The organism is Luteimonas changyuni (genome assembly GCF_039548395.1).
Taxonomy (GTDB): domain Bacteria; phylum Pseudomonadota; class Gammaproteobacteria; order Xanthomonadales; family Xanthomonadaceae; genus Luteimonas.
Map to the genome: position 1 here is coordinate 120009 of NZ_JBCLUZ010000001.1, position 25146 is coordinate 145154.

At 70.1% G+C, this 25146-nt stretch carries 22 protein-coding genes; 14 read left to right on the top strand and 8 right to left on the bottom strand.

The features are described from left to right. Positions 1 to 729 precede the first annotated feature (729 nt). Positions 730 to 2628 (bottom strand): RNA polymerase sigma factor RpoD, encoded by a 1899-nt coding sequence (rpoD, locus tag WCD84_RS00585; protein WP_343280054.1) that lies wholly within the window; start codon positions 2626 to 2628, stop codon positions 730 to 732. A gap of 55 nt (positions 2629 to 2683) precedes the next feature. Continuing rightward, entirely contained in the window at positions 2684 to 3124 is a 441-nt protein-coding gene (gene dtd, locus WCD84_RS00590; protein ID WP_343280055.1) for a D-aminoacyl-tRNA deacylase, read from the bottom strand. 46 nt (positions 3125 to 3170) lie between these two features. On the opposite strand from dtd, the gene WCD84_RS00595 reads away from it, so the two are divergent. The 3 genes from WCD84_RS00595 to WCD84_RS00605 are packed head-to-tail and all read left to right on the top strand — an operon-like array spanning position 3171 to position 6137. After that, on the top strand, positions 3171 to 4097 hold the full coding sequence (locus WCD84_RS00595) for a lauroyl acyltransferase (RefSeq protein WP_343280056.1): 927 nt from the start codon (positions 3171 to 3173) through the stop codon (positions 4095 to 4097). Then, complete coding sequence (locus WCD84_RS00600; RefSeq protein ID WP_343280057.1) at positions 4094 to 4624, top strand: PH domain-containing protein; 531 nt, start codon at positions 4094 to 4096, stop codon at positions 4622 to 4624. The genes WCD84_RS00595 and WCD84_RS00600 overlap by 4 nt, the downstream gene beginning before the upstream one ends. Next, positions 4608 to 6137 carry a PH domain-containing protein gene (locus WCD84_RS00605; RefSeq protein ID WP_343280058.1) on the top strand — a complete coding sequence of 510 codons (1530 nt, stop codon included), beginning with the start codon at positions 4608 to 4610 and terminating at the stop codon, positions 6135 to 6137. The genes WCD84_RS00600 and WCD84_RS00605 overlap by 17 nt, the downstream gene beginning before the upstream one ends. On the opposite strand, the gene WCD84_RS00610 is transcribed toward WCD84_RS00605, so the two are convergent. Then, complete coding sequence (locus tag WCD84_RS00610) at positions 6114 to 7013, bottom strand: glycosyltransferase (protein WP_343280059.1); 900 nt, start codon at positions 7011 to 7013, stop codon at positions 6114 to 6116. The two genes, WCD84_RS00605 and WCD84_RS00610, sit on opposite strands and share 24 nt — an antisense overlap. A gap of 106 nt (positions 7014 to 7119) precedes the next feature. Continuing rightward, positions 7120 to 8184: a CDP-glycerol glycerophosphotransferase family protein gene (locus WCD84_RS00615; RefSeq protein ID WP_343280145.1), complete on the bottom strand. Its 1065-nt coding sequence runs from the start codon at positions 8182 to 8184 to the stop codon at positions 7120 to 7122. Here WCD84_RS00615 and WCD84_RS00620 point away from each other — a divergent pair. Together WCD84_RS00620 and asnB are read left to right on the top strand one after the other, a co-directional pair. Beyond that, positions 8180 to 8995, top strand: coding sequence for a glycosyltransferase family 2 protein (locus WCD84_RS00620; RefSeq protein ID WP_343280146.1), 816 nt, complete (start codon positions 8180 to 8182; stop codon positions 8993 to 8995). The genes WCD84_RS00615 and WCD84_RS00620 overlap by 5 nt on opposite strands. A 9-nt stretch (positions 8996 to 9004) precedes the next feature. After that, the gene (asnB, locus tag WCD84_RS00625; RefSeq protein ID WP_343280060.1) at positions 9005 to 10921 is read left to right on the top strand and encodes an asparagine synthase (glutamine-hydrolyzing); all 1917 of its coding nucleotides are present in this window, start codon (positions 9005 to 9007) and stop codon (positions 10919 to 10921) included. On the opposite strand, the gene rsmB is transcribed toward asnB, so the two are convergent. The 3 genes from rsmB to def all read right to left on the bottom strand — a co-directional run bounded on the left by rsmB (position 10918) and on the right by def (position 13807). Further along, positions 10918 to 12237: a 16S rRNA (cytosine(967)-C(5))-methyltransferase RsmB gene (gene rsmB / locus WCD84_RS00630; protein WP_343280061.1), complete on the bottom strand. Its 1320-nt coding sequence runs from the start codon at positions 12235 to 12237 to the stop codon at positions 10918 to 10920. The two genes, asnB and rsmB, sit on opposite strands and share 4 nt — an antisense overlap. 73 nt (positions 12238 to 12310) lie before the next feature. Beyond that, positions 12311 to 13243 (bottom strand): methionyl-tRNA formyltransferase, encoded by a 933-nt coding sequence (gene fmt, locus WCD84_RS00635; protein ID WP_343280062.1) that lies wholly within the window; start codon positions 13241 to 13243, stop codon positions 12311 to 12313. A gap of 48 nt (positions 13244 to 13291) precedes the next feature. Next, positions 13292 to 13807, bottom strand: coding sequence for a peptide deformylase (gene def, locus WCD84_RS00640; RefSeq protein ID WP_343280063.1), 516 nt, complete (start codon positions 13805 to 13807; stop codon positions 13292 to 13294). A gap of 141 nt (positions 13808 to 13948) precedes the next feature. Between def and WCD84_RS00645 the strand changes: the two genes are divergently transcribed. The 9 genes from WCD84_RS00645 (at position 13949) to WCD84_RS00685 (ending at position 23612) form a co-directional block, all read left to right on the top strand. Continuing rightward, positions 13949 to 15127 (top strand): LysM peptidoglycan-binding domain-containing protein, encoded by a 1179-nt coding sequence (locus WCD84_RS00645; RefSeq protein WP_343280064.1) that lies wholly within the window; start codon positions 13949 to 13951, stop codon positions 15125 to 15127. Positions 15128 to 15201: 74 nt separating this feature from the next. Further along, entirely contained in the window at positions 15202 to 16350 is a 1149-nt protein-coding gene (gene dprA / locus WCD84_RS00650) for a DNA-processing protein DprA (RefSeq protein WP_343280065.1), read from the top strand. Between the two features lie 27 nt (positions 16351 to 16377). Continuing rightward, entirely contained in the window at positions 16378 to 16851 is a 474-nt protein-coding gene (locus WCD84_RS00655) for a DUF494 family protein (RefSeq protein WP_343255590.1), read from the top strand. Positions 16852 to 17068: 217 nt separating this feature from the next. After that, positions 17069 to 19600 (top strand): DNA topoisomerase I, encoded by a 2532-nt coding sequence (locus tag WCD84_RS00660; protein ID WP_343280066.1) that lies wholly within the window; start codon positions 17069 to 17071, stop codon positions 19598 to 19600. A 64-nt stretch (positions 19601 to 19664) separates the two neighbouring features. Next, positions 19665 to 20315: a hypothetical protein gene (locus tag WCD84_RS00665; RefSeq protein ID WP_343280067.1), complete on the top strand. Its 651-nt coding sequence runs from the start codon at positions 19665 to 19667 to the stop codon at positions 20313 to 20315. A gap of 75 nt (positions 20316 to 20390) precedes the next feature. Next, positions 20391 to 21446, top strand: a complete 1056-nt coding sequence (locus WCD84_RS00670; protein ID WP_343280068.1) for an XVIPCD domain-containing protein — start codon at positions 20391 to 20393, stop codon at positions 21444 to 21446. Between the two features lie 59 nt (positions 21447 to 21505). Further along, positions 21506 to 22069 carry a Sua5/YciO/YrdC/YwlC family protein gene (locus tag WCD84_RS00675; RefSeq protein WP_343280069.1) on the top strand — a complete coding sequence of 188 codons (564 nt, stop codon included), beginning with the start codon at positions 21506 to 21508 and terminating at the stop codon, positions 22067 to 22069. A 74-nt stretch (positions 22070 to 22143) separates the two neighbouring features. Next, complete coding sequence (locus WCD84_RS00680; RefSeq protein WP_343280070.1) at positions 22144 to 22923, top strand: DUF4124 domain-containing protein; 780 nt, start codon at positions 22144 to 22146, stop codon at positions 22921 to 22923. Then, entirely contained in the window at positions 22923 to 23612 is a 690-nt protein-coding gene (locus WCD84_RS00685) for a DUF4124 domain-containing protein (protein WP_343280071.1), read from the top strand. Before WCD84_RS00680 ends, WCD84_RS00685 begins: the two co-directional genes overlap by 1 nt. Here the strand turns inward: WCD84_RS00685 and WCD84_RS00690 are convergent. Further along, positions 23609 to 25069: a DUF2235 domain-containing protein gene (locus WCD84_RS00690; protein WP_343280072.1), complete on the bottom strand. Its 1461-nt coding sequence runs from the start codon at positions 25067 to 25069 to the stop codon at positions 23609 to 23611. The genes WCD84_RS00685 and WCD84_RS00690 overlap by 4 nt on opposite strands. Between the last annotated feature and the right edge of the window lie 77 nt (positions 25070 to 25146).

Genomic DNA, 25146 nt, shown 5'->3' on the forward strand with positions numbered 1-25146 from the left:
CCCGGATGTAGCGATCATGCGAAGGCGACCGCATGCTCGCGGGCGCCATTCATATTCCCGCCAACGAAAAAGTTCTTCTCCCGATTGCGGGGAGGCTGTGGGTGATTGCTCCGGGAGGGTGCGCGCTGCCCGCCGTGGACGCAGGGGGGATGCCCAGCCGGAATATGCGCATCCTGCTCCCAGTTCCGGCTCTGGGCATCCCCCCTGCCTCCACGGCGGGCCCGGGCCTTTTGCGCGGTGGTGGACGGGGGCAACGTCGACGCAGATGTCGCAACCGGGTGGTCGTCACCGGATCAAGCGGCACGGTCACGCCACGTCACACCACGGCCACGATCCGCGAGCGCGCGCCCGCTCTTGATCTCCGTCCCGAAGCAGGAAAACTCCACGGCCCGTCCCGTGCACAGGGGGTGTGCGGAGAGCCGGCCATGGATGGCCGGCGCCCGGCCGCTGGGAGCAGGACGCGGAGACGGCCGGCGCAGCACACCCCCTGTGCGCGGGACGGGCAGCGCGGGCTACAACGGAGAAATGCACGGAACGGGCAGCGCGGACCAGAACGGCGCAGCTTCCCCGCAACAACGTGCTCCAACTGTCACGTCAGCACCCCGGAGCCTCGACAAGAACCAGCCACTCCGCCGGGTCGGCCGTGCACCTCTCCTTCAGCTGGGAGAAGAACCACAAAAAAAGCCCCGCCAGTGGCGGGGCCTTTCCTGGATCAGCCTGTCCCGGTGCTCACTCGATATCGAGGAAGCTCCGCAGCTGCTCCGAACGGCTCGGATGACGCAGCTTGCGCAGCGCCTTGGCCTCGATCTGGCGGATGCGCTCGCGGGTGACATCGAACTGCTTGCCGACTTCCTCGAGGGTGTGGTCGGTGTTCATGTCGATGCCGAAGCGCATGCGCAGCACCTTGGCCTCCCTCGGGGTGAGGCCGGCCAGCACGTCGTGCACGGTCTCGGAGAGGTTGGTGTTGGTGGTCGCGTCGATCGGGGACTCCACGTTGGTGTCCTCGATGAAGTCGCCCAGGTGCGAGTCCTCGTCGTCGCCGATCGGCGTCTCCATCGAGATCGGCTCCTTGGCGATCTTCATCACCTTGCGGATCTTGTCCTCGGGCATCTCCATCTCCTTGGCCAGCTCTTCCGGCGTCGCCTCGCGGCCGAACTGCTGGAGCATCTGGCGGGAAATGCGGTTCAACTTGTTGATCGTCTCGATCATGTGCACCGGGATGCGGATGGTGCGCGCCTGGTCGGCGATCGAGCGGGTGATGGCCTGGCGGATCCACCAGGTGGCATAGGTCGAGAACTTGTAGCCGCGGCGGTACTCGAACTTGTCGACCGCCTTCATCAGGCCGATGTTGCCCTCCTGGATCAGGTCCAGGAACTGCAGGCCGCGGTTGGTGTACTTCTTCGCGATCGAGATCACCAGGCGCAGGTTGGCCTCGACCATTTCCTTCTTGGCCTTGCGCGCCTTGGCTTCGCCGATGGCCATGGTGCGATTGATCTCGCGCAGGTCGGCCAGCGTCACCATCATGCCCTTCTCGATGGCGATGGTCGCTTCCTGGCCGGCGACGATCTGGTCCTTGACGTCACGCAGGCCGCTGGCCCACTTCTGCTTGCGCTTGAGCAGCTCGTCGACCCACTCGAGGTTGGTCTGGTTGCCGTCCCACGCACGGATGAAGTCCTTGCGCGGCATCCGGGCGACGCGCGTCGACAGGTCGAGGATGCGGCGTTCGTGGTCCTTGATCTCGCCGACCACGTCGCGCAGCTGGCGGACCAGGACATCGGTCAGCGGCAGCGGCAGCTTGAGGGTGGTGAAGGTCTCGGCCATTTCTTCGCGGAGCTTGAGCGCCGCCTTGGCGGTCGGGCCGCCCTTGGCCACGGCCTTTTCGAACTTGGCGTAGTTGGCCGCCATCTCTTCCATGCGGCGGGCGACCTCGGCCGGGTCGGGGCCGGTGGGACCGGTCTCCTCGGCAGCGGCGTCGTCCTTGTCGTCGTCCTCGTCCGCGTCGACATCGTCGTCGGAGGCCTTGGCATCCGGGGCTTCGTTGCTGGCGGCCGGCGCCGCGGGGGCCGGCGGCGCTGCAGGCGGCGGCACGGAATCGTCGAGGCCGTCGGTGAAGCCGACCACGATTTCGGGCAGGCGCTTCTTGCCGGCCTTGTGCAGTTCGTAGTCCCCGAGCAGGTGCGCGATCGTGCCCGGGAAGGTCGCCAGGGCGGCGGCCATCTGGTTCAGGCCTTCCTCGATGCGCTTGGCGATCGCGATCTCGCCTTCGCGGGTCAGCAGCTCGACCGTGCCCATCTCGCGCATGTACATGCGCACCGGGTCGGTGGTGCGGCCACCCTCGCCGTCGAGTGCGGTCAGCGTGGCGGCGGCTTCCTCGGCGGCGGTGTCGTCGACCTCGCGGCCACCGCTGGACTCGCCGGCCAGCAACAGCGTCTCGGCATCCGGGGTGGTTTCATGCACCTGGATGCCCATGCTGTTGATCATGCCGATGATGTCTTCGAGCTGCTCCGCATCGACGAGATCGTCGGGCAGGTGGTCGTTGACTTCGGCATAGGTGAGGTAGCCCTGCTCGAGACCCTTGGAGATCAGGATCTTGATGTCGGACTGCGGGGCTGGACGCTCGATCGCCATGTGGCGCGCACCGTAGAAAAGGGGAACCCGTAATTATACCATTCCGCGCGAGGGCTCAGGACCGCAGCAGGAAGGTGGTTGGCCCGTCATTGACCAGGCTTACCGTCATATGGGCCCCGAAGCGGCCAGTTTCCACCCCCCCGGCATGAAGTCGGCGGCATTCCTTGACCAGGGCGCTGAACGTGGGTTCAGCTTCGGCCGGCGCTGCAGCGGTACTGAAGCCCGGCCGGAGCCCGGAGCGGGTGTCGGCAACCAGCGTGAACTGGCTCACCAGCAGCAGCCCGCCGCCGGTATCGGCCAACGAACGGTTCATGCGCCCGGCATCGTCGCCGAAGACCCGATAGGCGAGCAGCCGCGGCGCCATCTTCGCGATCTGCAGCGCACCGTCTCCGGGCTCGATGCCGGCCAGCACCAGCAGGCCCGCGCCGATGGCACCGACTTCTTCGCCGTCCACCTCGACGCTGGCCCGGGTCACGCGCTGCAGCAGCAGGAGCATCGATCGGCATCCTCGTGATGGTGGGTCCGGCGGATAGACTCTAGCGATGACCGAGCTGTCCGCAAGCCTGCTGCACGCCGCCGCTTCCGCCATCGGGCGCCTGCCATGGCCGGTGCAACGGGCGCTGGGCGACGCGCTGGGCTGGCTGGCGCGCACGCTGCGTACGCGCGAGAGCGTGGTGGCGCTGCGCAACCTGGAGCTGGCCATGCCCGCCCTGGACCACGCCGCGCGCGAGCGGCTGCACCACGAGGTGATGCGCACCACCGGCCGGCAGATGATCGAGACCCTGCGCCTGTGGACCCGGCCGCACGCCGAGAACCTGGCGCTGATCCGCGAGGCCCATGGCGAAGCGCTGTTCGATGCCGCGATGGCCACCGGGCGCGGGGTGATCGTGGCCGCGCCGCACCACGGCAACTGGGAGCTGCTCAACCAGTGGCTGGCCGCGCGCACGCCGCTGGCGATCCTCTACAAGCCGCCGGAGTCGGCGATCGGCGAGGCCTTCCTGCGCCGCGTGCGCGCCGACACCGACGCCGGCCGCATCACCCAGGTCCGCGCCGAGGGCCCCGGCATCCGCCAGCTGTACAAGACGCTCAAGGATGGCGGCGTGGTCGGGATCCTGCCCGACCAGCAGCCCAAGGCCGGCGACGGCGCGTTTGCGCCCTTCTTCGGCGTGGAGGCGCTGACCATGACCCTGCTCTCGCGCCTGGCCGAACGCAGCGGCGCGACGGTGTTGTTCGCCTGCTGCGAGCGGCTGGAGGGCCGCGACCTGGCCTATGCGCTGCGCATCGACCCGGCACCGGCCGGCATCCACGACCGTGACACCACGGCATCCGTTGCCGCGCTCAATGCCGGCGTGGAACACATGGCACGGCGTGCGCCGGCGCAGTACCAGTGGACCTACAAGCGCTACAAGCTGCGCCCGCCCGGGAGCAACGAACCCAATCCCTATCGCGACCTGGAACGCCGGCGATGAGCGAAGACTTCATCCCGGTTCCGCCCGGCGACGCCGCAGCCACCGCGGCCCGCGACGGCTGGCAGCCGCTGCCGCCGCGCGCGCGGACCCTGTTCCTGCTCGCCAACGGCGCCGGCTGGGGCGGCCTGGCGCTGGCCAGCCTGGTGCCGATCGGGCTGCTGCTGCCCACGCCGCTGCCGGCACTGCCGGTCGCCGTCGCCAGCCTGTTGCTGCTTCCGGCCTGGGGCCTGTGGCTGGCCGTCCGACGCTACCGCCACACCCGCTGGCTGCTCGATGACACCGGCCTCGGCTATCGCCGCGGTCGCATGTGGCATGTCGAGACCCGCGTCCCGCGAACGCGCGTGCAGCACGTCGACCTCAAGCACGGACCGCTGGAGCGGCGCTTCCGGCTGGCCACCTTGGTGGTCCACACCGCTGGCACCCGCGACAGCGCGGTCGCGGTGGCCGGCCTTGATGCCGATGTTGCGGCAAGGCTGCGCGACCTCCTGGCCCAGCAGGTGGACGACGACGATGCCGGCACCGCCTGAACCCCGCGCACGGGTGGATGGCGACGAGCGCCGCCTGCACCCGTGGTCGTGGCTGTTCGTGCTGCTGCAGCAGCTGCGCCAGTTCATCGTGCCGCTGCTGGTGCTGGTATTCCTCGGCCGCGGCGATCGCTATGCGCTCTGGCCCCTGGTCGGCGTGGCGGTGCTCGCGGCGGCCTCGATCTGGCGATACTTCACCTACCGCTACCACGTCGATGGCGATCGCCTTGTCGTGCGCGAGGGCTTTCTGGAGCGGCAGGTCCGGCAAATCCCGTTCGCTCGGATCCACAACGTGGCGCTGCACCAGACGCTGCTGCACCGCGTCTTCGGCGTCGCCGAGGTGCGGCTGGAATCGGCGGGCGGCAACAAGCCCGAGGCCGAGATGCGCGTGCTGCGCATGGGCGAGGCGCTGGCGCTGGAGCGGCTGATCCGCAGCCATGGCGCGGCAGCCGCGAATGCCGATCCCGATGCACTCGAAGGCGAAGGCGCGGCCGACCACGCCGACGGCAGGCTGCTGCTGTCGCTCCAGGGCGTCGAGCTGGTGCGCCTGGGGCTGGTCAGCAACCGCGGCATGGTGGTGGTGGCCGGCGCCTTCGCGGTGTCCTGGCAGGTGCTGCCCGACCACATGCTCTCGAGCGTGGTCCGGGACGCCGCGGACAGGATCTTCGGCTACGCCAGCGGCTTTGCCGACGGAATGATGGCGCGCGCGGCGGCGGTGGCCTTGGTGGTGATCGCGGCGCTTGCACTGCTGCGGGTGCTTTCGGTCGCACTCGCGCTGCTGCAATACCACGGCTTCCGGCTGCTGCTGCAGGGTCGGCGCCTGACCGTCGAGCGCGGACTGCTCACCCGCCTGCGCACCAGCGCGCCGCGGCGGCGCATCCAGTCCTGGTCCCTGCGCGAAGGCCTGCTCCACCGCCTGCTGCGGCGCCGTTCGCTGTACATCGACACCGTCGCCAGCGCCGGCGACGGCGGCGAGCAGCGCGGCCTGCGCGAACTGGCGCCGATCGCCACCCCGGAGGCCTGCGACGCCCTGGTGCGCGAGGTGCTCGCAGGCGCGGCACCGGCGTGGCCACCGGCGGGATGGCGGCGCGTGCATCCACGCACATGGCAGCGGCTGGCGCTGCCGGGACTGATGTTTGCCGGGATGGGTGCCCTCGCTGCCTGCTGGTATTTCGGCCCCGCGGGTCTGCTGGCCCTGGCCTGGGCGCCGTGGGCCGTGCACGCGGCGCGCCAGAACGCGCAGCGCGCGGGCTACGCGCTCGACGCGCGCATGGTGGCCGCGCGCTGGGGCTGGTGGTCGCGGCAGTGGCGCTTCGCAGAGATCGACAAGCTGCAGGCCCTGCGCCTGGAGCAGTCTCCGCTGGACCGCTGGTTCGGCATGGCGACGCTGTCGCTCGACACCGCCGGCGCCCGGCCCACGACCGTGCTGCGGCTGCGCTTCATGCCGGAGGTCGAGGCCCGCGCGCTGCACGGGCGACTGGCGGCAGAGCTGTCACGACTTCCATTGCGCTGGTGACGCCGACAGCGGAAGCGCGGAAGGCGCCGCGGAGCCGGACGGGGCCATGACCGGGCCCGGCCGGATGCCGAACTCGGTCCACGCCCGCCCGGTGCGCCGGGTCTCCGCACGCAGTGCGCGGTTGAAGGCGATGCCCTCGGCCGTCACGTAGCCCCGCGGGTGCTCAAGATGGACCGCGATCGCCCGATGACGGATGCGCTTGCCGCGGATACCGGCGTTTTCCAGCCGCTCGCCGAACTCGCGATCCTCGCCGCCGTAGCGCATGCGCTGGTCGAAGCCATTGACCGACAGCACGTCCAGGGCCCAGCCGGACGCGTTGTGACCGTTCCAGCTCGCGCGCGCGGTGCTGACCGCGTCGAGCAGGCGCGCGGCAGTCGGGCCGGCAGTGAGCTTGCGGTCGCGAAGCGTGCGCGGCATGCCCCGCGCATGGAGCCAGCGCGCATCGAAGCAGCGCTGGTCGCGGATGTCATCGGCGGTGATCGCGTGGCTCGTCGCCATCGGCAGCTTGTGGTAACCGCCCGAGAGGAAGCGGCCCGGTGCGCGTTCGCGCAGGTGCGTGGACACGAAGTCCGCGCGCGGGATGCAGTCACCATCGGTGAACACCAGGTAGTCGGAACGTGCCGCCGCGATGGCCATGTTCAGCGCCTCGCACTTGCGGAAGCCGTCGTCGGGCTGCCAGAGGTGGCGCACGGGCATCGGCAAAAGCGGCCGCAGCGCGAGCAGGCGTTCGCGGGTGCGGTCGTCGCTGCCGTCGTCGGCGACCAGCACTTCGAAATCGGCGCGATCCTGGGCGGCGAAGCCGAACAGCACCTTCTCCAGCCAGTCCGGCTGGTTGTAGGTGGTGAAAATGACGCTCGCGGCGGTCGCACGATTCATCGCAACATCATCACAGGGCCGGTGCCTTCGAGCATATGCCCGGACGACAGTCCGATTGCAATGCCGGGGCGGCAACGCGCGGCCGATGCCGGACTGGTGCGCGGGCTCAACGCGCTGCCGGCCCCCAGTACCCCAGCTCCCTGCGAATCTGCAGGCCGCGGTACGCGGCAGCAAGCGGGCGCCTGCGCAAGCGACCCGGAGTGCCGGCCAACAGTGCATCGGTCGCCGCGATGACCCGCTGTGACGAGCGACCGTCCCTGTACGGGTGGATCCGGTCGGCATAGGCCGCCAGCGCGTCCTGCAGCTCCGGCGTCGGCGCGAAGGCCCGCGCAAGCAGCACCGGCAGGGCCGCCGGATCGTCGAAATCGAGCATGTGCGGCTTCGGCGCGCGATTGCGGAAGGTCACCACCGGCCTGCGCTGGACCACGAACTCGCTGACCACCGAGGTGGTGTCGGCCACCAGCACGTCGGCCGCGCGTTCGGCGCTGACCAGCTGCTCGGTCTCGACGAAGGCGGCGTTGGCACCCGCCAGGGCGCGATAGCGTTCGACCAGCCCCGGCGGGCACTTCGGATGCAGGGTCAGCAGCCAGTACCGGTCGCCCGAGGCGACCTCCGCTGCGATCGCTTCGTACAGGTGCGGCGCGGCGCTCAGGCGCTCGGTGAAAGTGGAGGCAAACATCACCACCTCGCGCCCGCCGGCCTGCGCGCGCAGCCGCGCCGCCAGCGGATCCTCCGGCCCGAACAGGGGGTCGAGCTTGGGCCAGCCGGTTTCGGCCACCCTGAAGTGGCCTGCCCGCTCCGCCAGGGCCTGGAAGGGCCCGGTCGTGGCCGGCCCCTGGGTGCAATACAGGTCGAACAGGCCGCGCAGGCGGAAATGGCCGCGGGCGTCGCCGCGCTTCTCGACGTTGAAGCCGTGGAACAGCTGCACCTTGGCGCCAGCCACGAACGGCGGCACCCAGTTGGCGGCGCTGAACACCGCGCGCGGACGCAGGCGCACCGCGTCGCGCGCGCTGCCGACCATGTGCACCGGCGCCGGCAGGCGCGATTCCGCGGCCCCGTCCACCAGCCAGGCATGCACGGCGTGCCCGGCGCCTTGCAGGGCATCGGCCAGCGGCTGCAGGATGGGCAGCCCGTAGCGCTCGGTCGCGAACAACAGGTAGTCCGCCATCAACACCTCCTCGAGCCAAGACCCCGCCGTTACGGCCTGCATTATCGCGTTCAACGAGGCCGACCGGATCGGTGACTGCCTGGCGTCGCTCGCATTCTGCGACGAGATCGTGGTCGTGGACTCGTTTTCCACCGATGCCACCGCCGACATTGCCCGGGCGGCGGGCGCGCGCGTGCTGCAGCGCGCATTCGATGGTTTCCGCAGCCAGAAGGCGTTTGCGGTCGAACAGGCCAGCCATGACTGGGTGCTGTGCCTGGACGCGGACGAACGCGTGGGCGACCAGCTGCGCGCGTCGATCCAGTCCGCGCGCGCCGGCGGGCTTCGGCACGCCGCCGGCTACCGCTTCGCGCGCCTGGACAACTACTTCGGCCGCTTCCTGCGCCATGGCAACGCCTATCCGGATCGCGTGCTGCGGATGTTCGACCGCCGTCGCGGCGGCTGGCGTGGCACCCGCGAAGTACACGAGGCAGCCAGCGTCGACGGCCCGGTCCACACGCTTGCCGGCGACCTCATCCACTACCCGTACCGCTCGCTGGAACAGCAGCTGGCCAAGACCGGCCGCTACGCGCGGATGATGGCCGAGCACGACTTCGCCCGCGGCAAGCGCGCATCGCTGGCAAAGCTGGTGCTGTCGCCGGGGTGGCGCTTCCTGCGCGGCTACGTGCTGCGCGCCGGCTTCCTGGACGGCTGGCACGGCCTGGTCTACGCCTATGTGCGGGCCAATTACGTGCGCCAGAAGACGATCATGCTGTGGCTGCTGCAGAACGGGCAGCCCGTGGCGACGCCGCCGCGCGCCGGCGCGGCGCAGGACTGAGGCGGCACCATGTGCGGAATCGCAGGCGCCTGGGCGCCCGGCCCGGAGGATCCCGGCGTGCTGCATGCGCTGGGCGCGGCGATGGGCGTGGCCATTGCGCATCGCGGCCCCGACGATGCGGGCACCTGGGCCGATGCCGAAGCCGGGCTGGTGCTCTCGCACCGCCGCCTGGCGATCCTCGACTTGAGCCCCGCGGGTCACCAGCCGATGGCGTCAAGCGACGGACGGTGGCAGCTGGCCTACAACGGCGAGGTCTACAACCACGCCGAGCTGCGTACCGAGCTGGCGGCACTCGGGGTCGCGTTCCGCGGACACTCCGACACCGAGGTGCTGCTGGAAGCGATCGCACGCTGGGGCGTGGACGCGGCGCTGGCGCGCGCCAACGGCATGTTCGCCTTCGCCGCCTGGGACACGCAGGCGCGCGAACTGTGGCTGGCGCGCGACCGCGTCGGCAAAAAGCCGCTCTATTACGGCTGGTGCGGCGACGGCAGCTTCGTCTTCGGCAGCGAACTGGCGGCGCTGCGCGCGCATCCCGCGCTGAAGGTTGAGGTCGATCCCGACGCGTTGGCGCTGCTGTTGCGCTTCGACTACATCCCGGCGCCGCACGCGATCCTGCGCGGCGTGCACAAGCTGGCCGCCGGCCGCCTGCTGCGCGTCGACGGCGCGCGGCGCCAGGCCGGCGGCGCCGGCCACGACCCGATGCGCGACCAGCAGACCTGGTGGAACGCCCGCGAGCGGCAGGAGGCCGCGATCAGCCAGGGGTTCGACGGCGACGAGGCCGCCGCGACCGACGCCCTGGACGCCCTCCTGCGCGACGCGACCGCGCTGCGCATGGAGGCCGACGTGCCGCTGGGTGCGTTCCTGTCCGGCGGCACGGACTCCTCGCTGGTCACCTCGCTGATGCAGGCACAGTCGATGCGCCCGGCGCGCACCTTCTCGATCGGGTTCGACAACGCCGTCCACGACGAAAGCGCGCACGCCGCGGCCGTGGCCCGGCACCTCGGCACCGAGCACACCGCGCTGCACGTTGACGGCCGCGCCGCGCTGGACCTGGTGCCGTCGATGCCGCGGGTGTTCGACGAGCCGTTCGCCGACTCCTCGCAGCTGCCGATGACGCTGCTGTGCAGCCTCACGCGCCGCCACGTCACCGTCGCCCTGTCCGGCGACGGTGGCGACGAACTGTTCTTCGGCTACGGCCGCTATGCGCGCGCGCTGCGCAACCAGCGCATGGCCGCGCGGATCCCCGCGCCGCTGCGCGCCCTGCTTGGCGACGATCGCGGCGAGGCCGCCCGCCTGGGCGGCGTGGCGGCGCTGCGCGCGGCGCTGGCGGCCGACAGCGTGCAGGACATCGCGCGCCAGCGCGTGCAGCGCTGGCGCGATCCCGAAGCCGTGGTCCCCGGTTCGCGCCGCCGGGCCACCGCCTATGACGACCCCGCGGCCCTGCCGCGCAACGGCAGCCCGGCCGACGCGCTGATGGCGCTCGACTTCGCCTGCTACCTGCCCGAGGACGTCCTCACCAAGGTCGACCGCGCGAGCATGGCCGCGTCGCTGGAAGCGCGCGCGCCGCTGCTGGACTGGCGCGTGGCCGAATTCGCCTGGTCGCTGCCGCTGGACATGAAGTGGCGCGACGGCCGGCTCAAACACCTGCCAAGGCAGCTGCTGGGTCGCTACCTTCCGGACGCGCTGGTGCAGCGCCCGAAGTCCGGCTTCGGCGCCCCCGTGGGCGACTGGCTGCGGGGCCCGCTGCGCGAATGGGGCGAGGCCCAGCTCGACGAACGCCGGCTGCGCGAGGAAGGGCACTTCGATCCGGCGCCGGTGCGCGCGCTGTGGAACGCGTTCCAGGCCGGCGAGCGCAAATGGCACACCCACCTCTGGGGCGTGCTGATGTTCCAGGCCTGGCTGGAAAAAGGCGCGACGACAGCCTAGGGCGCGGCCGTCCGGCGCAGGCGCGCGACGTAGAACCCGTCCATGCCGCCTTCGCCGGGCAAACGCTGGCGGCCGGCGCCGCTTTCCCGGCCGCAGCGCGCGTCCAGCGGTTCCGCGGTGGCATCCGCATGGCGCGCGAGGAAGCCCGCGACCTGGCCCGCGTTCTCCGCGGCCAGGATCGAGCAGGTGGCATAGAGCAGCACGCCGCCGGGGCGCAGCATCGTCCAGGCTGAGTCGAGCAGCCGGGCCTGCAGCGCCACCAGGGCGTCGACGTCGGCCGGGCGGCGGTGCAGCAGCACGTCGGGCTGGCGGCGGACGATGCCGGTGGCCGAGCAGGGCGCGTCGACGAGGACGGCATCGAAGGGCTCCCCGTCCCACCACGCGGCCGGGTCGGCGGCGTCGGCCACGCGCGCGGCGGCACCGGGATCGATGCCTTCGCCCAGGCCCAGCCGTCGCCAGGTGTCGCGCACCCGCGCCAGGCGCCGCGCGTCGACGTCGATTGCCAGCAGGCGCAGCGTGGGGTCGCGTTCGAGCAGGTGCGCGGACTTGCCGCCGGGCGCGGCGCAGGCGTCGAGCACGCGCGCGCCGGGCGCCGGCACCAGGGCGTCGGCCACGGCCTGCGCGGCACCGTCCTGCACCGAGACGTCACCATCGGCAAACCCGGGCAGCGAGCCCACGGCGATGGACTGGGGCAGCCGCAGGGCATCATCCAGCGTCGCATCGGCCTCGGCGCCGATGCCCGCCTCGTGCAGGCGGGCGAGATAGGCGTCGCGCGTCCCGCGGCGGCGGTTCACCCGCAGCCAGGTCGGCGCCGGCTGCGCACTGGCCGCGAAGATGGCGTCGGCATCGTCCGGCCAGTCGGCGCGGATGCGGTCGCGCAGCCACGCCGGCCAGGCATCGGCGGGAGCGGCTGCGGGCAGGCCGTCGCGCTGCGCGCGGCGCAGCAGGGCATTGACCAGCTTCGCCTGGTGCGCGCGGCCGATGCCGCGGGCGGCATCGACGGTTTCGGCCACCGCGGCGTGCGGCGCCAGTCCGAGCGGATCCAACTGGGCGAAGCCGGCGTGCAGCAGCGCGCGCAGGTCGCCGTCGCGGCGGCCGGGCGGCTTCGCCATCCACGCCGACAGCGCGGCATCGGCGCGCGCGTGCTGGCGCAGGGCGGCGAAGCAGATCGCCTCCACCAGCGCGCGGTCGCGCACGTCGTCGAGCGCATCGAGGTGCGCGGCGAGCTCGGCGCGCAGCGAATGCCCGCGGTGCAGCACCGCGTCGAGGATGTGCGCGGCCACCACGCGCGTGCGGCTGCCGGATGAAGTCTTCATCCCCGCATTGTCGCGCGATGCGCCCGTCCCGTGCGGGCAGCCATGCCAGAGAGGTCTGGCTGGTCGAGGTTGTCTAGCGTCCGGGCGCGACGAGGTCGCGGCGGGCGTTGAGGTAGTCGGCGGCGGTGATCGCCTTGCCGCCGTCGCGCTGCAGCACGCGGATGCGCAGCGCACCGCTGCCGCAGGCGACATCGATGCCGTCGCGGCCGGCGGCCAGCACGGTGCCGGGCGTCGCACCAGCCGCGACATCGACATCGACGGCGACGGCACCGTGGATGCGCACGCGCTCACCGGACAGCGTGGCTTCGGCCATCGGCCAGGGATTGAAGGCGCGGACCTTGCGTGCCAGCGCGTCGGCCGGCTGCGACCAGTCCAGCTTCGCCTCGGCCTTGTCGAGCTTGCGGGCGTAGGTCACGCCCTGGTCGGGCTGCGGCTGCGGAACCGGGCGGATGCCGGCGCGCAGCAAGCCGAGGCCGTCGGCAAGGACCTGTGCGCCGAGCGCGGCCAGGCGGTCATGCAGCTGGCCGCCGGTCTCCTCCTCGCCGATGGCCAGCGCCTGCGACAGCAGCACCGGCCCGGTATCCAGGCCCTTCTCCATCTTCATCAGGCAGACGCCGGTCTGTGCATCACCGGCCTCGATCGCGCGCTGGATCGGCGCCGCGCCGCGCCAACGCGGCAGCAGCGATGCATGCACGTTCCAGCAGCCGTCTTCGGGGATGTCGAGGATCTTCTGCGGCAGCAGCAGGCCGTAGGCCACCACCACCATGAGGTCGGGCTTGAGCGCGCGCAGGGCATCACGCGAGACCTGCGTTTTCAGGCTCTCCGGCTGCAGCACCGGGATGCCGCGCGCCAGCGCCTCGAGCTTCACCGGCGAAGCCTGCAGGCCGCGACCGCGTCCCGCGGGGCGGTCGGGCTGGGTATAGACAGCCACCACCTCGGCCTTGGTGCAGGCCGCGCGCAGCGAGGGCACCGCGAATTCCGGCGTGCCGGCGAAGACGATCTTCAACGCATCGCCTCCAGGGTTGCCAGGGATGCGGTCATCGCGCGGCCGCGCTCAGTCGCCATGTCGGCGCAGCTTGTCGTACTTCTTCAGCGCCCGGTCGCGCTTGAAGGGCGAGAGATGGTCGATGAACAGCGTGCCGTCCAGATGGTCGATCTCGTGCTGCACGCAGGTGGCCAGCAGGCCGTCGACGGCCATGGTGAACGGCTTGCCGTGGCGGTCGAGCGCCTCGACTTCGATGCCGTCGGCGCGGGTGACGTCGGCGAAAATGCCCGGGATCGACAGGCAGCCTTCCTGGTGCACGCGCAGTTCGGCCGAACGCTCGCGGATCACCGGGTTGATGAACACCAGCGGCTGGTCGCGGGTATCGGTGACGTCGAGCACCATGAAGCGCTCGTGGACATCGACCTGGGTCGCCGCCAGGCCGATGCCCGGCGCTTCGTACATGGTCTCGAACATGTCGTCGAGCAGGCGCTGGAAGGACGGATCGGCAATGCCTGCCGCCTCGCGCTCGGCAGCGACCTTGCGCAGGTTCGGATGGGGGTGTTCGAGGATCGTGATCAGGGACATACAGATGGGCGATAAAGGGGGGCCGCCGTCACAACCGTACGGCACGGCTTGCGATTGTAGCGCCAGCAGGCTTGCGCAGGATCGGTTCCTGTAGGCATAGTGCGGCCGCTATACGGGGAAATCTCCAAGGGGAGCAAGTAGATGGCCGGCAAGCTTCAGCGCCTTTCTAATGCGCTACGCACGGGTGTTGCGGTGGCGATGCTCACGGTGGCTACGTTCGCGGCGGCCCAGGGCCTGCGCGGCGACCACCCTGATACCTATGTCGTCCAGCGTGGCGACACGCTGTGGGACATCTCGGGCCGCTTCCTCGAGAAGCCCTGGCTGTGGCCGGAAATCTGGCAGGCCAACCCGCAGATCGCCAACCCGCACCTGATCTACCCGGGTGACGTGATCAGCCTGGCGTACCTGAACCGCGTCGGCGTCAGCGTCACGCCGGGCCCGCGGACCGAGGCCGCGCCCGTCAACGCCGTGCCGCTGTCCGAGATCGAGCCCTTCCTCAAGGACCTGCGCGTGGTCGACGACTTCGACCACATGCCCTACGTGGTCGGCCTTGAAGAAGACCGGATGCGCGCCAGCCGCGGCCAGGTGGTCTACGTGCGCGGACTTGGCGACGCGTCGCCCGGCACCCGCTACGCGGTGCTGCGTCCGACGGTGCGCTACACCCACCTGCTGCGCGCCGGCATGTGCTGCGACACCTTCGGCCGTGACGAGCTCGACGCCACCGGCCGCCGCAGCGTTGACTGGGGCCAGTACTGGGCCAACGTGGTCATGCCCGACAAGGGCCAGGAAGTGCTGGGCCACGAGCTGATGCGCGTGACCGCAGGCACCCTGACCCGCGGCGAAGTGGGCGGCATCCAGGCCAGCACCCTGCTGCTCGACGAGGAGGGCCGCGAGGTCCGCATCGGCGACCGCGTGGTGGCGGTGGACGCCCAGCCCTACGACCTGCAGTTCTTCCCGCACCCGCCGAAGGTCCAGACCGACTACGGCAAGGCGCGCGTGCTGGCGGTGACCGACATGCTCACCTCCGGCGGCCCGCGCGACGTGATCGCGCTGTCGGTCGGCGCCCGCGAAGGCGTGGACAACGGCACCGTGTTCTCGATCTGGCGCGAAGGCAGCAACACCGTCGACCGCGTCGAGAAGGGCCTGGACCGCGACGAGGACACCGTGTTCTTCGAGAACAAGGTGCGCCTGCCCGACGAATTCGCCGGCCACGTGATGGTGTTCCGCACCTTCGACAAGGTCAGCTACGGCCTGGTCATGGACAGCATCAAGCCGAGCCGCGTCGGCTACCACCTGAAGCATCCGGACGCGACCTACTGAGGCGCGGCCTTCCCTGACCTGCACACGCGACGGCGCCCGAGGGCGCCGTCGTCGTATCCGGGCCAGGCTGGGCCATGGACAGCGAAGACACCCTGGCATTGCTGCGCCTGCTGGCCGCAGGCGGTCGCAGCGCCCCCCGCCGCAAATTGCTGGAGCAGCACGGCAGTCCCCGCGCGGCGCTTGGCGCCGGACGCACCGCCTGGCGTGCCGCCGGCCTGGACACCGCCCAGCAGGGCGCACTGTGCGCCCGCGGCGGTGGCCAGGACCTGCTGCAACGCCAGCGCTGGCTCGATGCCGGACCCGGGCGCCGGCTCATCGGCGTGCAGGATCCGGACTATCCACCCCTGCTGCGTCGCCTTGACACCGCGCCGCTGGCGCTCTGGGTCGTGGGCGATGCCAACCTGCTCTGGCATCCGGCGGTGGCCGTGGTCGGCAGCCGCGCCGCCAGCGCCGGCGGCCTGAGGAACGCCTACGACTTCGCCCGCGCCTTCGCCACGGCCGGCCTGTCGGTGTGCAGCGGCATGGCCGCCGGCATCGACACCGCCGCCCACGAGGGCGCGCTCGCGACGCCCGCCGGGCGCACCGTGGCCGTGCTCGGCACCGCCATCGACCAGCCCTACCCGCGGCGCAACGCCGGGCTCTACCAGGACATCGCCCGCACCGGGGCGGTCGTCAGCGAGCTGCCTCCGGGCTCGGCTTACGGGCGCGGCGCGTTCCCCAGCCGCAACCGGATCCTCATGGGCCTCTCGCTCGGCGTCGTGGTGGTGGAGGCGGCCCTGCGCTCGGGAGCCGCCATCACCGCCCGCCTGGCCGGGGAGGCCGGGCGCGAGGTGTTCGCCATCCCGGGCTCGATCCACAACCCCAAGGCCCGCGGCTGCCACCGCCTGATCCGCGACGGCGCCGCCCTCGTGGAATCGCCCGCCGAAGTGGCGCAGGCGCTGGCTCCGCTTGCGATCAGCTACGGCGACGACTTGCGCGGGCGCCTGTCCGTCCCCATGGTTGGGGTCGGGAACAACGCCACGGCGGCCGGCAATGCCGACCCGCCTGCAGGCTCCGACCACCAGCGCTTGTGGCAGGCACTGGGACACGACCCCACCGGTATGGATGAACTGGTCTCACGCACCGCGTTGACGGTTGCGGAGCTAGGCAGCATGCTGCTGCTCATGGAGCTGGAGGGTCGTGTCGCGGTCGAGCATGGCCGGTATTCCCGAAAGTCTCAGTAACGCGCCCGCGGGCGCAGGCCGGGGGAAATGAAAGAAAGCATCCTGGACGTCCTGCTCTACCTGTTCGAACACTATTTCACCGAAGACGCGGACCTCGCCCGCGACCGCGATTCCCTCCAGAGCGGCCTGCTCCAGGCCGGGTTCAGTCCAGCGGAAACCAGCAAGGCCTTCGATTGGCTCGATGCGCTGGCCGCCCAGCGCCCCGGGGATGGCCCGTCGCGCGCCAACGGTCCCACGCGCCTGTTCTCGACCCCGGAAGAGGCCAAGCTGGACGTGGAATGCCGGGGTTTCCTGATGTTCCTCGAGCAGCACGGGGTGATCGACGCCGATCGCCGCGAGCTGGTCGTGGACCGCGCCATGGCGCTCGACCAGGACGAACTCGACCTCGACGACCTCAAATGGGTGGTGCTGATGGTGCTGTTCAACCAGCCAGGCTCCGAGGCCGCGTATGCCTGGATGGAAACCCAGATGTTCCTGGACGAGCCTGAAACTGTGCACTGAAGCCGCGTCGCATCAGTACGCACGGGCGTTGTTCCTGCGAAACCGGCCACAATGCGGCCAAGGGAGTCCCTCCACGCCGCACTTGACAGTGCCATCGCCGCCGTGATTCCACTATAAAGAGCAGCATCGAACGCCCGGGGCACCTGTCCCGGGCGTCGGCGTCTACATCACCCCACATCAAGGCGCGGCGCCCGCCGTCCCCGGAACCCCAGCCGCAATGGCCAAGAACCTCCTCATTGTCGAGTCGCCCGCCAAGGCCAAGACGATCAACAAGTACCTCGGCAAGGATTTCCAGGTGCTGGCCTCCTACGGCCACGTCCGCGACCTGGTGCCCAAGGAGGGTGCGGTCGATCCGGAAAACGGTTTCCGGATGCGCTATGACCTGATCGACAAGAACGAGAAGCACGTCGAGGCGATCGCCAAGGCGGCGAAGGTGGCCGACGGCATCTACCTCGCGACCGACCCGGACCGCGAGGGCGAGGCCATCAGCTGGCACATCGCCGAGATCCTGCGCGAGCGCGGCCTGCTCGAGGGCAAGGAGCTGCAGCGGGTGGTGTTCACCGAGATCACGCCGCGTGCGATCAAGGAAGCGATGCTGAAGCCGCGCGCGATCGCCGCCGATCTTGTCGATGCGCAGCAGGCGCGGCGCGCGCTGGACTACCTGGTCGGCTTCAACCTGTCGCCGGTGCTGTGGCGCAAGGTGCAGCGCGGACTGTCCGCGGGCCGCGTGCAATCGCCGGCGCTGCGCATGATCGTGGAGCGCGAGGAAGAGATCGAAGCCTTCATCGCCCGCGAATACTGGTCGATCGAAGCCGAATGCGCGCACCCGACGCAGGCCTTCAGCGCCAAGCTCACCAGGCTCGACGGCAAGAAGTTCGAGCAGTTCACCGTCACCGACGGCGACACCGCCGAGGACGCGCGCAGCCGCATCGTGTCCGCGGCGCAGGGCGCGCTGCACGTCACCGACGTCGCCAGCAAGGAGCGCAAGCGCCGCCCGGCGCCGCCGTTCACCACCTCCACCCTGCAGCAGGAGGCCTCGCGCAAGCTCGGCTTCACCACCCGCCGCACCATGCAGGTGGCGCAGAAGCTGTACGAGGGCGTGGCCATCGGCGACGAGGGCACCGTCGGCCTGATCAGCTACATGCGTACCGACTCGGTGAGCCTGTCGGCCGAGGCGCTGGGCGAGATCCGCGATGTCATCGCGCGCGACTTCGGCACCAGGGCGCTGCCGGACAAGCCCAATTTCTACCAGACCAAGTCGAAGAACGCGCAGGAGGCCCATGAGGCCGTGCGCCCGACCTCCGCGCTGCGCACCCCGGCGCAGGTCTCGCGTTTCCTGTCCGACGACGAGCGCCGCCTGTACGAACTGGTCTGGAAGCGCGCAGTGGCGTCGCAGATGGTGCCGGCGATCCTCAACACCGTGTCGGTGGACCTGGCCGCCGGCAGCGAGCACAGCTTCCGCGCCAGCGGCACCACGGTGATCGACCCCGGCTTCCTGGCCGTGTACGAGGAAGGCAAGGACAACAAGGGCAAGGACGACGACGACGAGGGCCGCAAGCTCCCGGCGATGAAGCCCGGTGACCGCGTGCCGCTCGACCGCATCCACGCCGACCAGCACTTCACCCAGCCGCCGCCGCGCTTCACCGAAGCCTCGCTGGTGAAGACGCTGGAGGAGTACGGCATCGGCCGGCCGTCGACCTACGCCTCGATCATCCAGACCCTGCAGTTCCGCAAGTACGTCGAAATGGAAGGCCGCGCCTTCCGCCCCAGCGACGTCGGCCGCGCGGTGTCCAACTTCCTGAGCAGCCACTTCACCCGCTACGTCGACTACGACTTCACCGCGAAGCTTGAGGACGAGCTCGACGCGGTGTCGCGCGGCGAGGAAGAGTGGGTGCCGCTGATGGAGAAGTTCTGGGGCCCGTTCAAGGAGCTGGTGGTCGAGAAGACCGAGTCGGTCGACCGCTCCCAGGCCACCGGCGCGCGCGAGCTCGGCACCGATCCGAAGACCGGCAAGCCGGTCAGCGTGCGCCTGGGTCGTTACGGACCGTACGCCGCGATCGGCAGCATGGCCGAGGGCGAAGAGGAGAAGCCGCGCTTCGCCTCGCTGCGCCCGGGCCAGAGCATGCACACCATCACTCTCGAGGCCGCGATCGACCTGTTCCGGCTGCCGCGCACGCTGGGCGAGGACAAGGACGAGGAAGTGAGCGTCGGCGTCGGCCGCTTCGGCCCCTTCGCCAAACGCGGCAGCGTGTATGCCTCGCTGAAGAAGGAAGACGACCCGTACACGATCGACCTCGCACGCGCGGTGTTCCTGATCGAAGAGAAGGAAGAGATCGCGCGCAACCGCATCATCAAGACCTTCCCCGACAGCGACATCCAGGTGCTCAACGGTCGCTACGGGCCGTACATCAGCGACGGCAAGCTCAACGGCAAGATCCCCAAGGATCGCGAACCCGCATCGCTGACCTTCGAAGAAGTGGTGACGCTGCTGGAAGAGACCGGCAAGCCCGCGCGCGGGCGCTTCGGCAAGAAGGCCGCGGCGAAGAAGGCGCCTGCGAAGAAGGCCGCGGTGAAGAAGGCACCCGCGAAGAAGGTGGCGAAGAAGGCAGCCAAGAAGGCCACTGCGAAGAAGACCGCGACGAAGAAAGCTGCGGTGAAGAAGACAGGAACGAAAGCAGCAGCAAAAAAGGTCCCTGCAAAAAAGGCCGCCACGCGGAATACGGAGTTGACCGACGACGCTCCCTTCTGATCGCGCACCTTTGGAGCTGCGGGCCGTGTTATATAGCGGCAACGTAACCAACAAGGATGTGGATATGGAAAGGATTTTCCGTGCGGCGATCCTGCTCGGGCTTGCTTCGCTGGCTGCCTGTGGGGCGGCAGGACCCAACCCGGCACATGCGACCTCGCCTGTTGCAGGATCAATCGCTTCGGGCGTGGACATGCTCGACGGCCCGGCGATGTCCGATGAAATCCACGGCGTCCTGCCACGCGGCGCGGAAGTGCTCGCGGTGTCGCAAGGCGACATCAACGCCGATGGCCGTCCCGATGTGGTGGTGGCCCTCGACGGCAATCCCGATGCTGCAGGCGCCCGGATCCCACGATCGATGCTGTTGTTCGTTCGCGACGCCGAGGGACAGCTCCAACTTGCCGCACGCAACGATCGCATCGTGCCTTGTGCCGAGTGCGGTGGTGCGCTTGGAGAGCCATCCATCCATCTGGTCTCAGGTCCCGGCTCTTTCATGTTGCGGACGGAAGGCGGAGCAGGTTGGCTCTGGTCGAACGAATACTCCTTCGAACATTCAGGCGACAACACCTGGCAACTGGTGTCGGTGTCACGGATGAGCAGTCATCGAGTCAGCCACGAAACCCGCAGTTCGAATCGAACCGCAGACGACTTTGGTCAAATGGACTTCGTCGACTTCGACCCGGAAACCATCGACGACACAGCGCTGCCCCGGGAGTGACGCGTCATGCCCACTCCAAGAGAGCTCGAAATGCTCCAGGCAGCGAGGGACGCAGGCATCAGTTCGCGAGAGGAGATGGCCAACTTCATGGCCCAGATCAGCGCGGAGTCCCGCAACCTCACCGCCCTGGAGGAGTCTTTTGCCTACACACGGGGAATCGACCAGATTCCCGTGCGATGGGCCAGGCGCGAGGGCGATATCGCCCTTGAGAACGCGCGTCTCGAGGCCGTGCGCGGACGGCCCGAAGCTCTCGCCGAACTCATGTATGGCGCCCGCATGGGCAATGACGAGGCGGGAGACGGTTACCGCTATCGCGGCCGCGGATACATCCAGCTGACTGGCCGCGACAACTATCGAGCCATGGGAGAAGAACTTGGCCTGGGGCTCGAGGCCAATCCTGGACTGGCAGCCGAGCCCGAGAACGCAGCCCGCATTGCCGTGGCGTTCTGGCAAGCGAATGTGCCTGTGGCAGACCGGGAAGACGTGCTCGCCGCCACGAGACGGATCAACGGTGGCACCAACGGTCTTGAGCATCGCCGCAGCCAGTACGATCGTTGGCATGCGGTGCTGACACCGGAGTTCATCGCCGACCTGGATGCAGGCCGTCTGCAACCAGACGACGAGCAGCCCCAGCGCGTTGATCAGGCGGCTCCCGAACGCGGCGGCAACGCTCCGGAATCGTTGGACCCCACCAACCCCTCGCACCCCGACCACGCCATGTACGAGCGCATCCGCTCCGGCGTCCGTGCGATCGACGAGGCCAACGGCAAGCCCTACGACGAGGCGAGCGAGCGCATCAGCCGGAGCCTGCTGGCCCGGTGCAAGGGTGCCGACGCCTGTCCGGAGGCGGACGCGCCCGTCGCGCCCGGCATGACGCTGCGACGCGTCGACCATGTGCTGATGGGTACAACCGGCAACGTGTTTGCCATCGAAGGGCGGCTGGACGACCCGGCACACCGGCGGGCATCGGTGTCCGCGGCCGAAGCCGCGCTCGTCACCGTCGAGGAGTCCGACCGCCGGCTGGCGGTGGTGAACACGATCGGCGAGCGGGAGCACGATGTCGTCCGGCAGCAAGCGACTCCGCTCCGTCCGGGCCATCCTTCCGCGGGCCTGCCCTGCATGGCGGGGTAAGCTGTCGGCGCGGGCCGCAGCCGGCCGGCACCACGCCTTTCCGCAGCCCTGTTGCCCCGATGAACCGGTCACCACAATTTGAAGCTGCCGCCGCCACGCTGCGCCGTGGTGGCGTCATCGCCTATCCGACCGAGGCGGTCTGGGGCCTTGGCTGTGATCCATTCAACGAGGCCGCGGTCATGCGGTTGCTGGCGATGAAGCAACGCGCGGTGGACAAGGGCCTGATCCTGATCGCCGCCGATACCACGCAGCTCGAAGGCCTGGTCGACTGGGGCGCGCTGCCGGATGCACGCCGCGAAGAAGTCTATGCGTCATGGCCGGGCCCGCATACCTGGGTCATGCCCGCCACCGCGCGCGTGCCGCGCTGGATCACCGGCGAGCATGACGGCGTCGCCGTGCGCGTCACCGCGCACCCGCTGGTGGCCGGCCTCTGCGATGCCTTCGGCGGCGCACTTGTGTCGACCAGCGCCAATTCAGCGGGCGCACCCCCGCCGCGCATACTCGCCGAGGCCGACGCTGCGCTGTTCGCGGCGCTCGATGCCGTGCTGGAAGGCGACACCGGCGGAAACGACCGTCCCACGCCTATCCGCGATGCCCTGACCGGCGTCCCGTTGCGCTTGTAGGAGCGCGCCGGCTTTCGCCGTGGACGCGGCTGGCGCAAGATGCACCCATGATCCGGATCCGCTCCAGTGCCGCCGTGTCCGTCATTCTTTTTGCGCTGGCCGTGCTGGCCATTGCGCCGCTGCCGGCCCAGGACGACGTCACCATCTATCGCTGCACTGATGCCGGTGGCCATGTGGTCATCGGAAACGTGCCCTGCGTCGACGGGACGCAACAGGACGTGCGCAGCATGGTGCGCCCGGTGGACGGCGAGCCTGCGCCGGTGCCGGACGCCCCGCGCGCGCCCGAAGCGGCTCCGGCACCAACCGTGCAATACGTGGTCGCACAGCCGCCGCAGCCCCTGTACGAATGCGTACGCCCGGACGGCAGCGTCTACCAGAGCGACAGCGGCGACGGCGAGCCGCGCTGGGTGCCGCTGTGGACGACGGGATATCCCGTAGGCATCGGCGCCGGGCCTCGCGGCCGTCCCGGTCATGGCGGCCGCGGTGACACCGGTGGCCACGGTCGCGGCGACATCGGCAGCCGCGGCCCGACCGTTTCCGCCGGCAACGGCCTGAGCGCACCGCCGATCAGCCGCATCAGCATTCCGCCCGACCCGCCGCGCCCGGATCCCGGCAGCCTCGGCTCACGTCCGCGTCCGCCACATGGCGGCCACGGCTGGCCGGGTGGCGCCGGCACGTGGGAGCGCGACCAATGCCACGTGCTGCCGGCGGCCGAGACCTGCGCCCGCCTGGCCGACCGCCGCGACGCCATCCGCACCCGCTTCTTCAATGCCCAGCAGCGCGAGCGCGATACCCTGCGCGTCGAGGAGCGTGGCATCAACGCCCGCATCGACCGCGACTGCAGGACGTATTGATGTATCGATCCACCCCACGCTGCCCGGGCCGCCCGGGCCTGGCGACGCTGATCGCCATCGCCATCGCCATCGCCGCGATCGCCATGACCGCGGCGGCGGCCGCGCCGCAGGTCGTGATCTACCGCTGCACCGACGCCAGCGGCGCGCTCACCGTGCAGAACGACGAGCCCTGCCCTGCCGGCAGCAGGCAGGAACGCACGGTGGTGGAGCCGCCACCGCCGATGCCGGTCTATGTGCCGCTGCCACAGCCGCCCGCGGCAGCCGACCCGACCCCGGCCGCCGCCGCGGAACCCGTGCCAGCTGCCGAACGGCCCGACGCACCGCCGCCGGCACGCATCGCCGACGCCGACCGCCTGCCGCCACCGCCGATTTACCGTTGCCACACTCCCGGCAACGACCGCTACGTCAGCGAATCATCCGAGCCGCAGCCGCGCTGCGTCGCGCTGCAGACCGTCGGCATCAACGGCGACCCCGGCCTCGCCGCCGGCGCCGCCTGCGAATGGCAGTACGACCGCTGCGAACGCATCCCGGACGGCGAAGCCTGCGAAGGCTGGCGTCAGCGCGGGCGCGAGATCGAATCGGGCTGGCGCTACGCCCGCGGCGACGCCAAGGCGCCGCTGCAGGAAGAGTTCGCACGCGTGGCGACGATCCTCGGCGATACCACCTGCGGACTGCCGGCGACGCGCTAGTGCGGGAAGAGCGCGGGCGCCGGGTGCAGCGGCGCCGGATCGCGATGCGGCACTGCCAGAAGTTCCGGGCTCAAGCCTTCCACCGAAATGCCCGAAAGCTCCGGGCGCGGGCTTTCCAGCTGACGTGCGCTCTCAGCCAGCGACTGCGCCAGCGCCGGCACCGTATCCACCCACGCCCGCCGTTGCGCCGGATCGTGCAGGAGGCCCTGCACCGCGAAAATCCGGCGGCCGCTGTCGCCAGCGACAACGTGGTCGATGCTCCGCAGCCCCTCGCGGCCGGCCGTCGCCGCCAGCGCAGCGGCCAGGCGCTCGCTGCCCGCGTCAGGCTCCCGCCCCAAGCGGGCATCGAGCGCGTGCACGCCGTCCAGCGCCTGCCGGAACAGCGCATGGCCGGGGTGCCCGGGGTCGTGAAGCGGTGACATCGCGACCTCCGGCGACGGCATGGGTGCGACGGATGGCGACCGGTATTTGAAGCGCGCCGCCAGCGCCTCGTCACGCGGCACCGCGTCGGTGCATGGATCGACCACCACGCAGAGGCGCTCGCGCACGTAGCGTTCGCCGGGTTTCGATGCGCCAATGGAGAACAGGCCAAACATCGCCTGTTCCGGCCGATGGACGACGCTCATGGCGGGATCATTGGGGACCTCGCGCGTAGACAGCAGCGGGCGATCCATCAGCGCGTTGAGATAGCCGACCATCACGTTGCCGGAGCGGATCTCAAGTCCGTTCGCACGATAGCCGCCGCCCACGTCGGAGTGCGAGCCCGCCACCGTGCTGCGACCGAAACGCCCGTCCGGCGTGACGCCGTCGCCGATCATCGTGGTGTGCGAAAACAGCCGCCGCCGTTCATCGGCGGCCAGCAGCGAATAGCCCGAGATCACCGATGACGGCAGGCGCATGTCGTAGTTCTTCGGCAGGCCGGTGGCGACGGGATCGAACAGGGCAACCGCGTGCGCGGTTTGGCCGGGTGGGACCAGCGGTGGGCGCGAGCTGGTGGCGACGAGTTCCCCGCTTTCGTTCTTGTGGAAGGCCAGGCCGGTGGGGTCAAGAATGCCGTGCTGCTCGACCAGGCGGGCGAAACCGGGGATCAGCGTGGCGCCGCGGCTGTAGCCGATGGAGGCGATGTGGATTTCGGCGCTGGGGTTGTCCGCGAGCCAGTGCTGCGCTTGGTTCGCGCACTGCCGGTACATCTGGATGATGCGCTCGTCGTAGCTGAAGGCAAGGGCGTTGTCGAGAACCATTACGACCGGATTCCGCTGCGTGCCCGGACCTGCGACGTACCCAGACGCGATGCGGCGCCCACTCTGCTCAGCGAGGATCTCGATCTGTTCGTTGATTGCACCGACATTGGTCGGCACCCCTCCCACGCGACGTGCATCCTGACCGCTACCGTCAAAGGCAGCGAAGTACACGTAGCTGTTCGAATCATCGTTCCGATACAGGACCGGAACCCGCATCTCGGACAAATCTCGGCGAGCCGCGTCGTATGTCTGCAGGTGCGGCGTTTCGGCTTGATTCGCGCTGGTGCCACCTA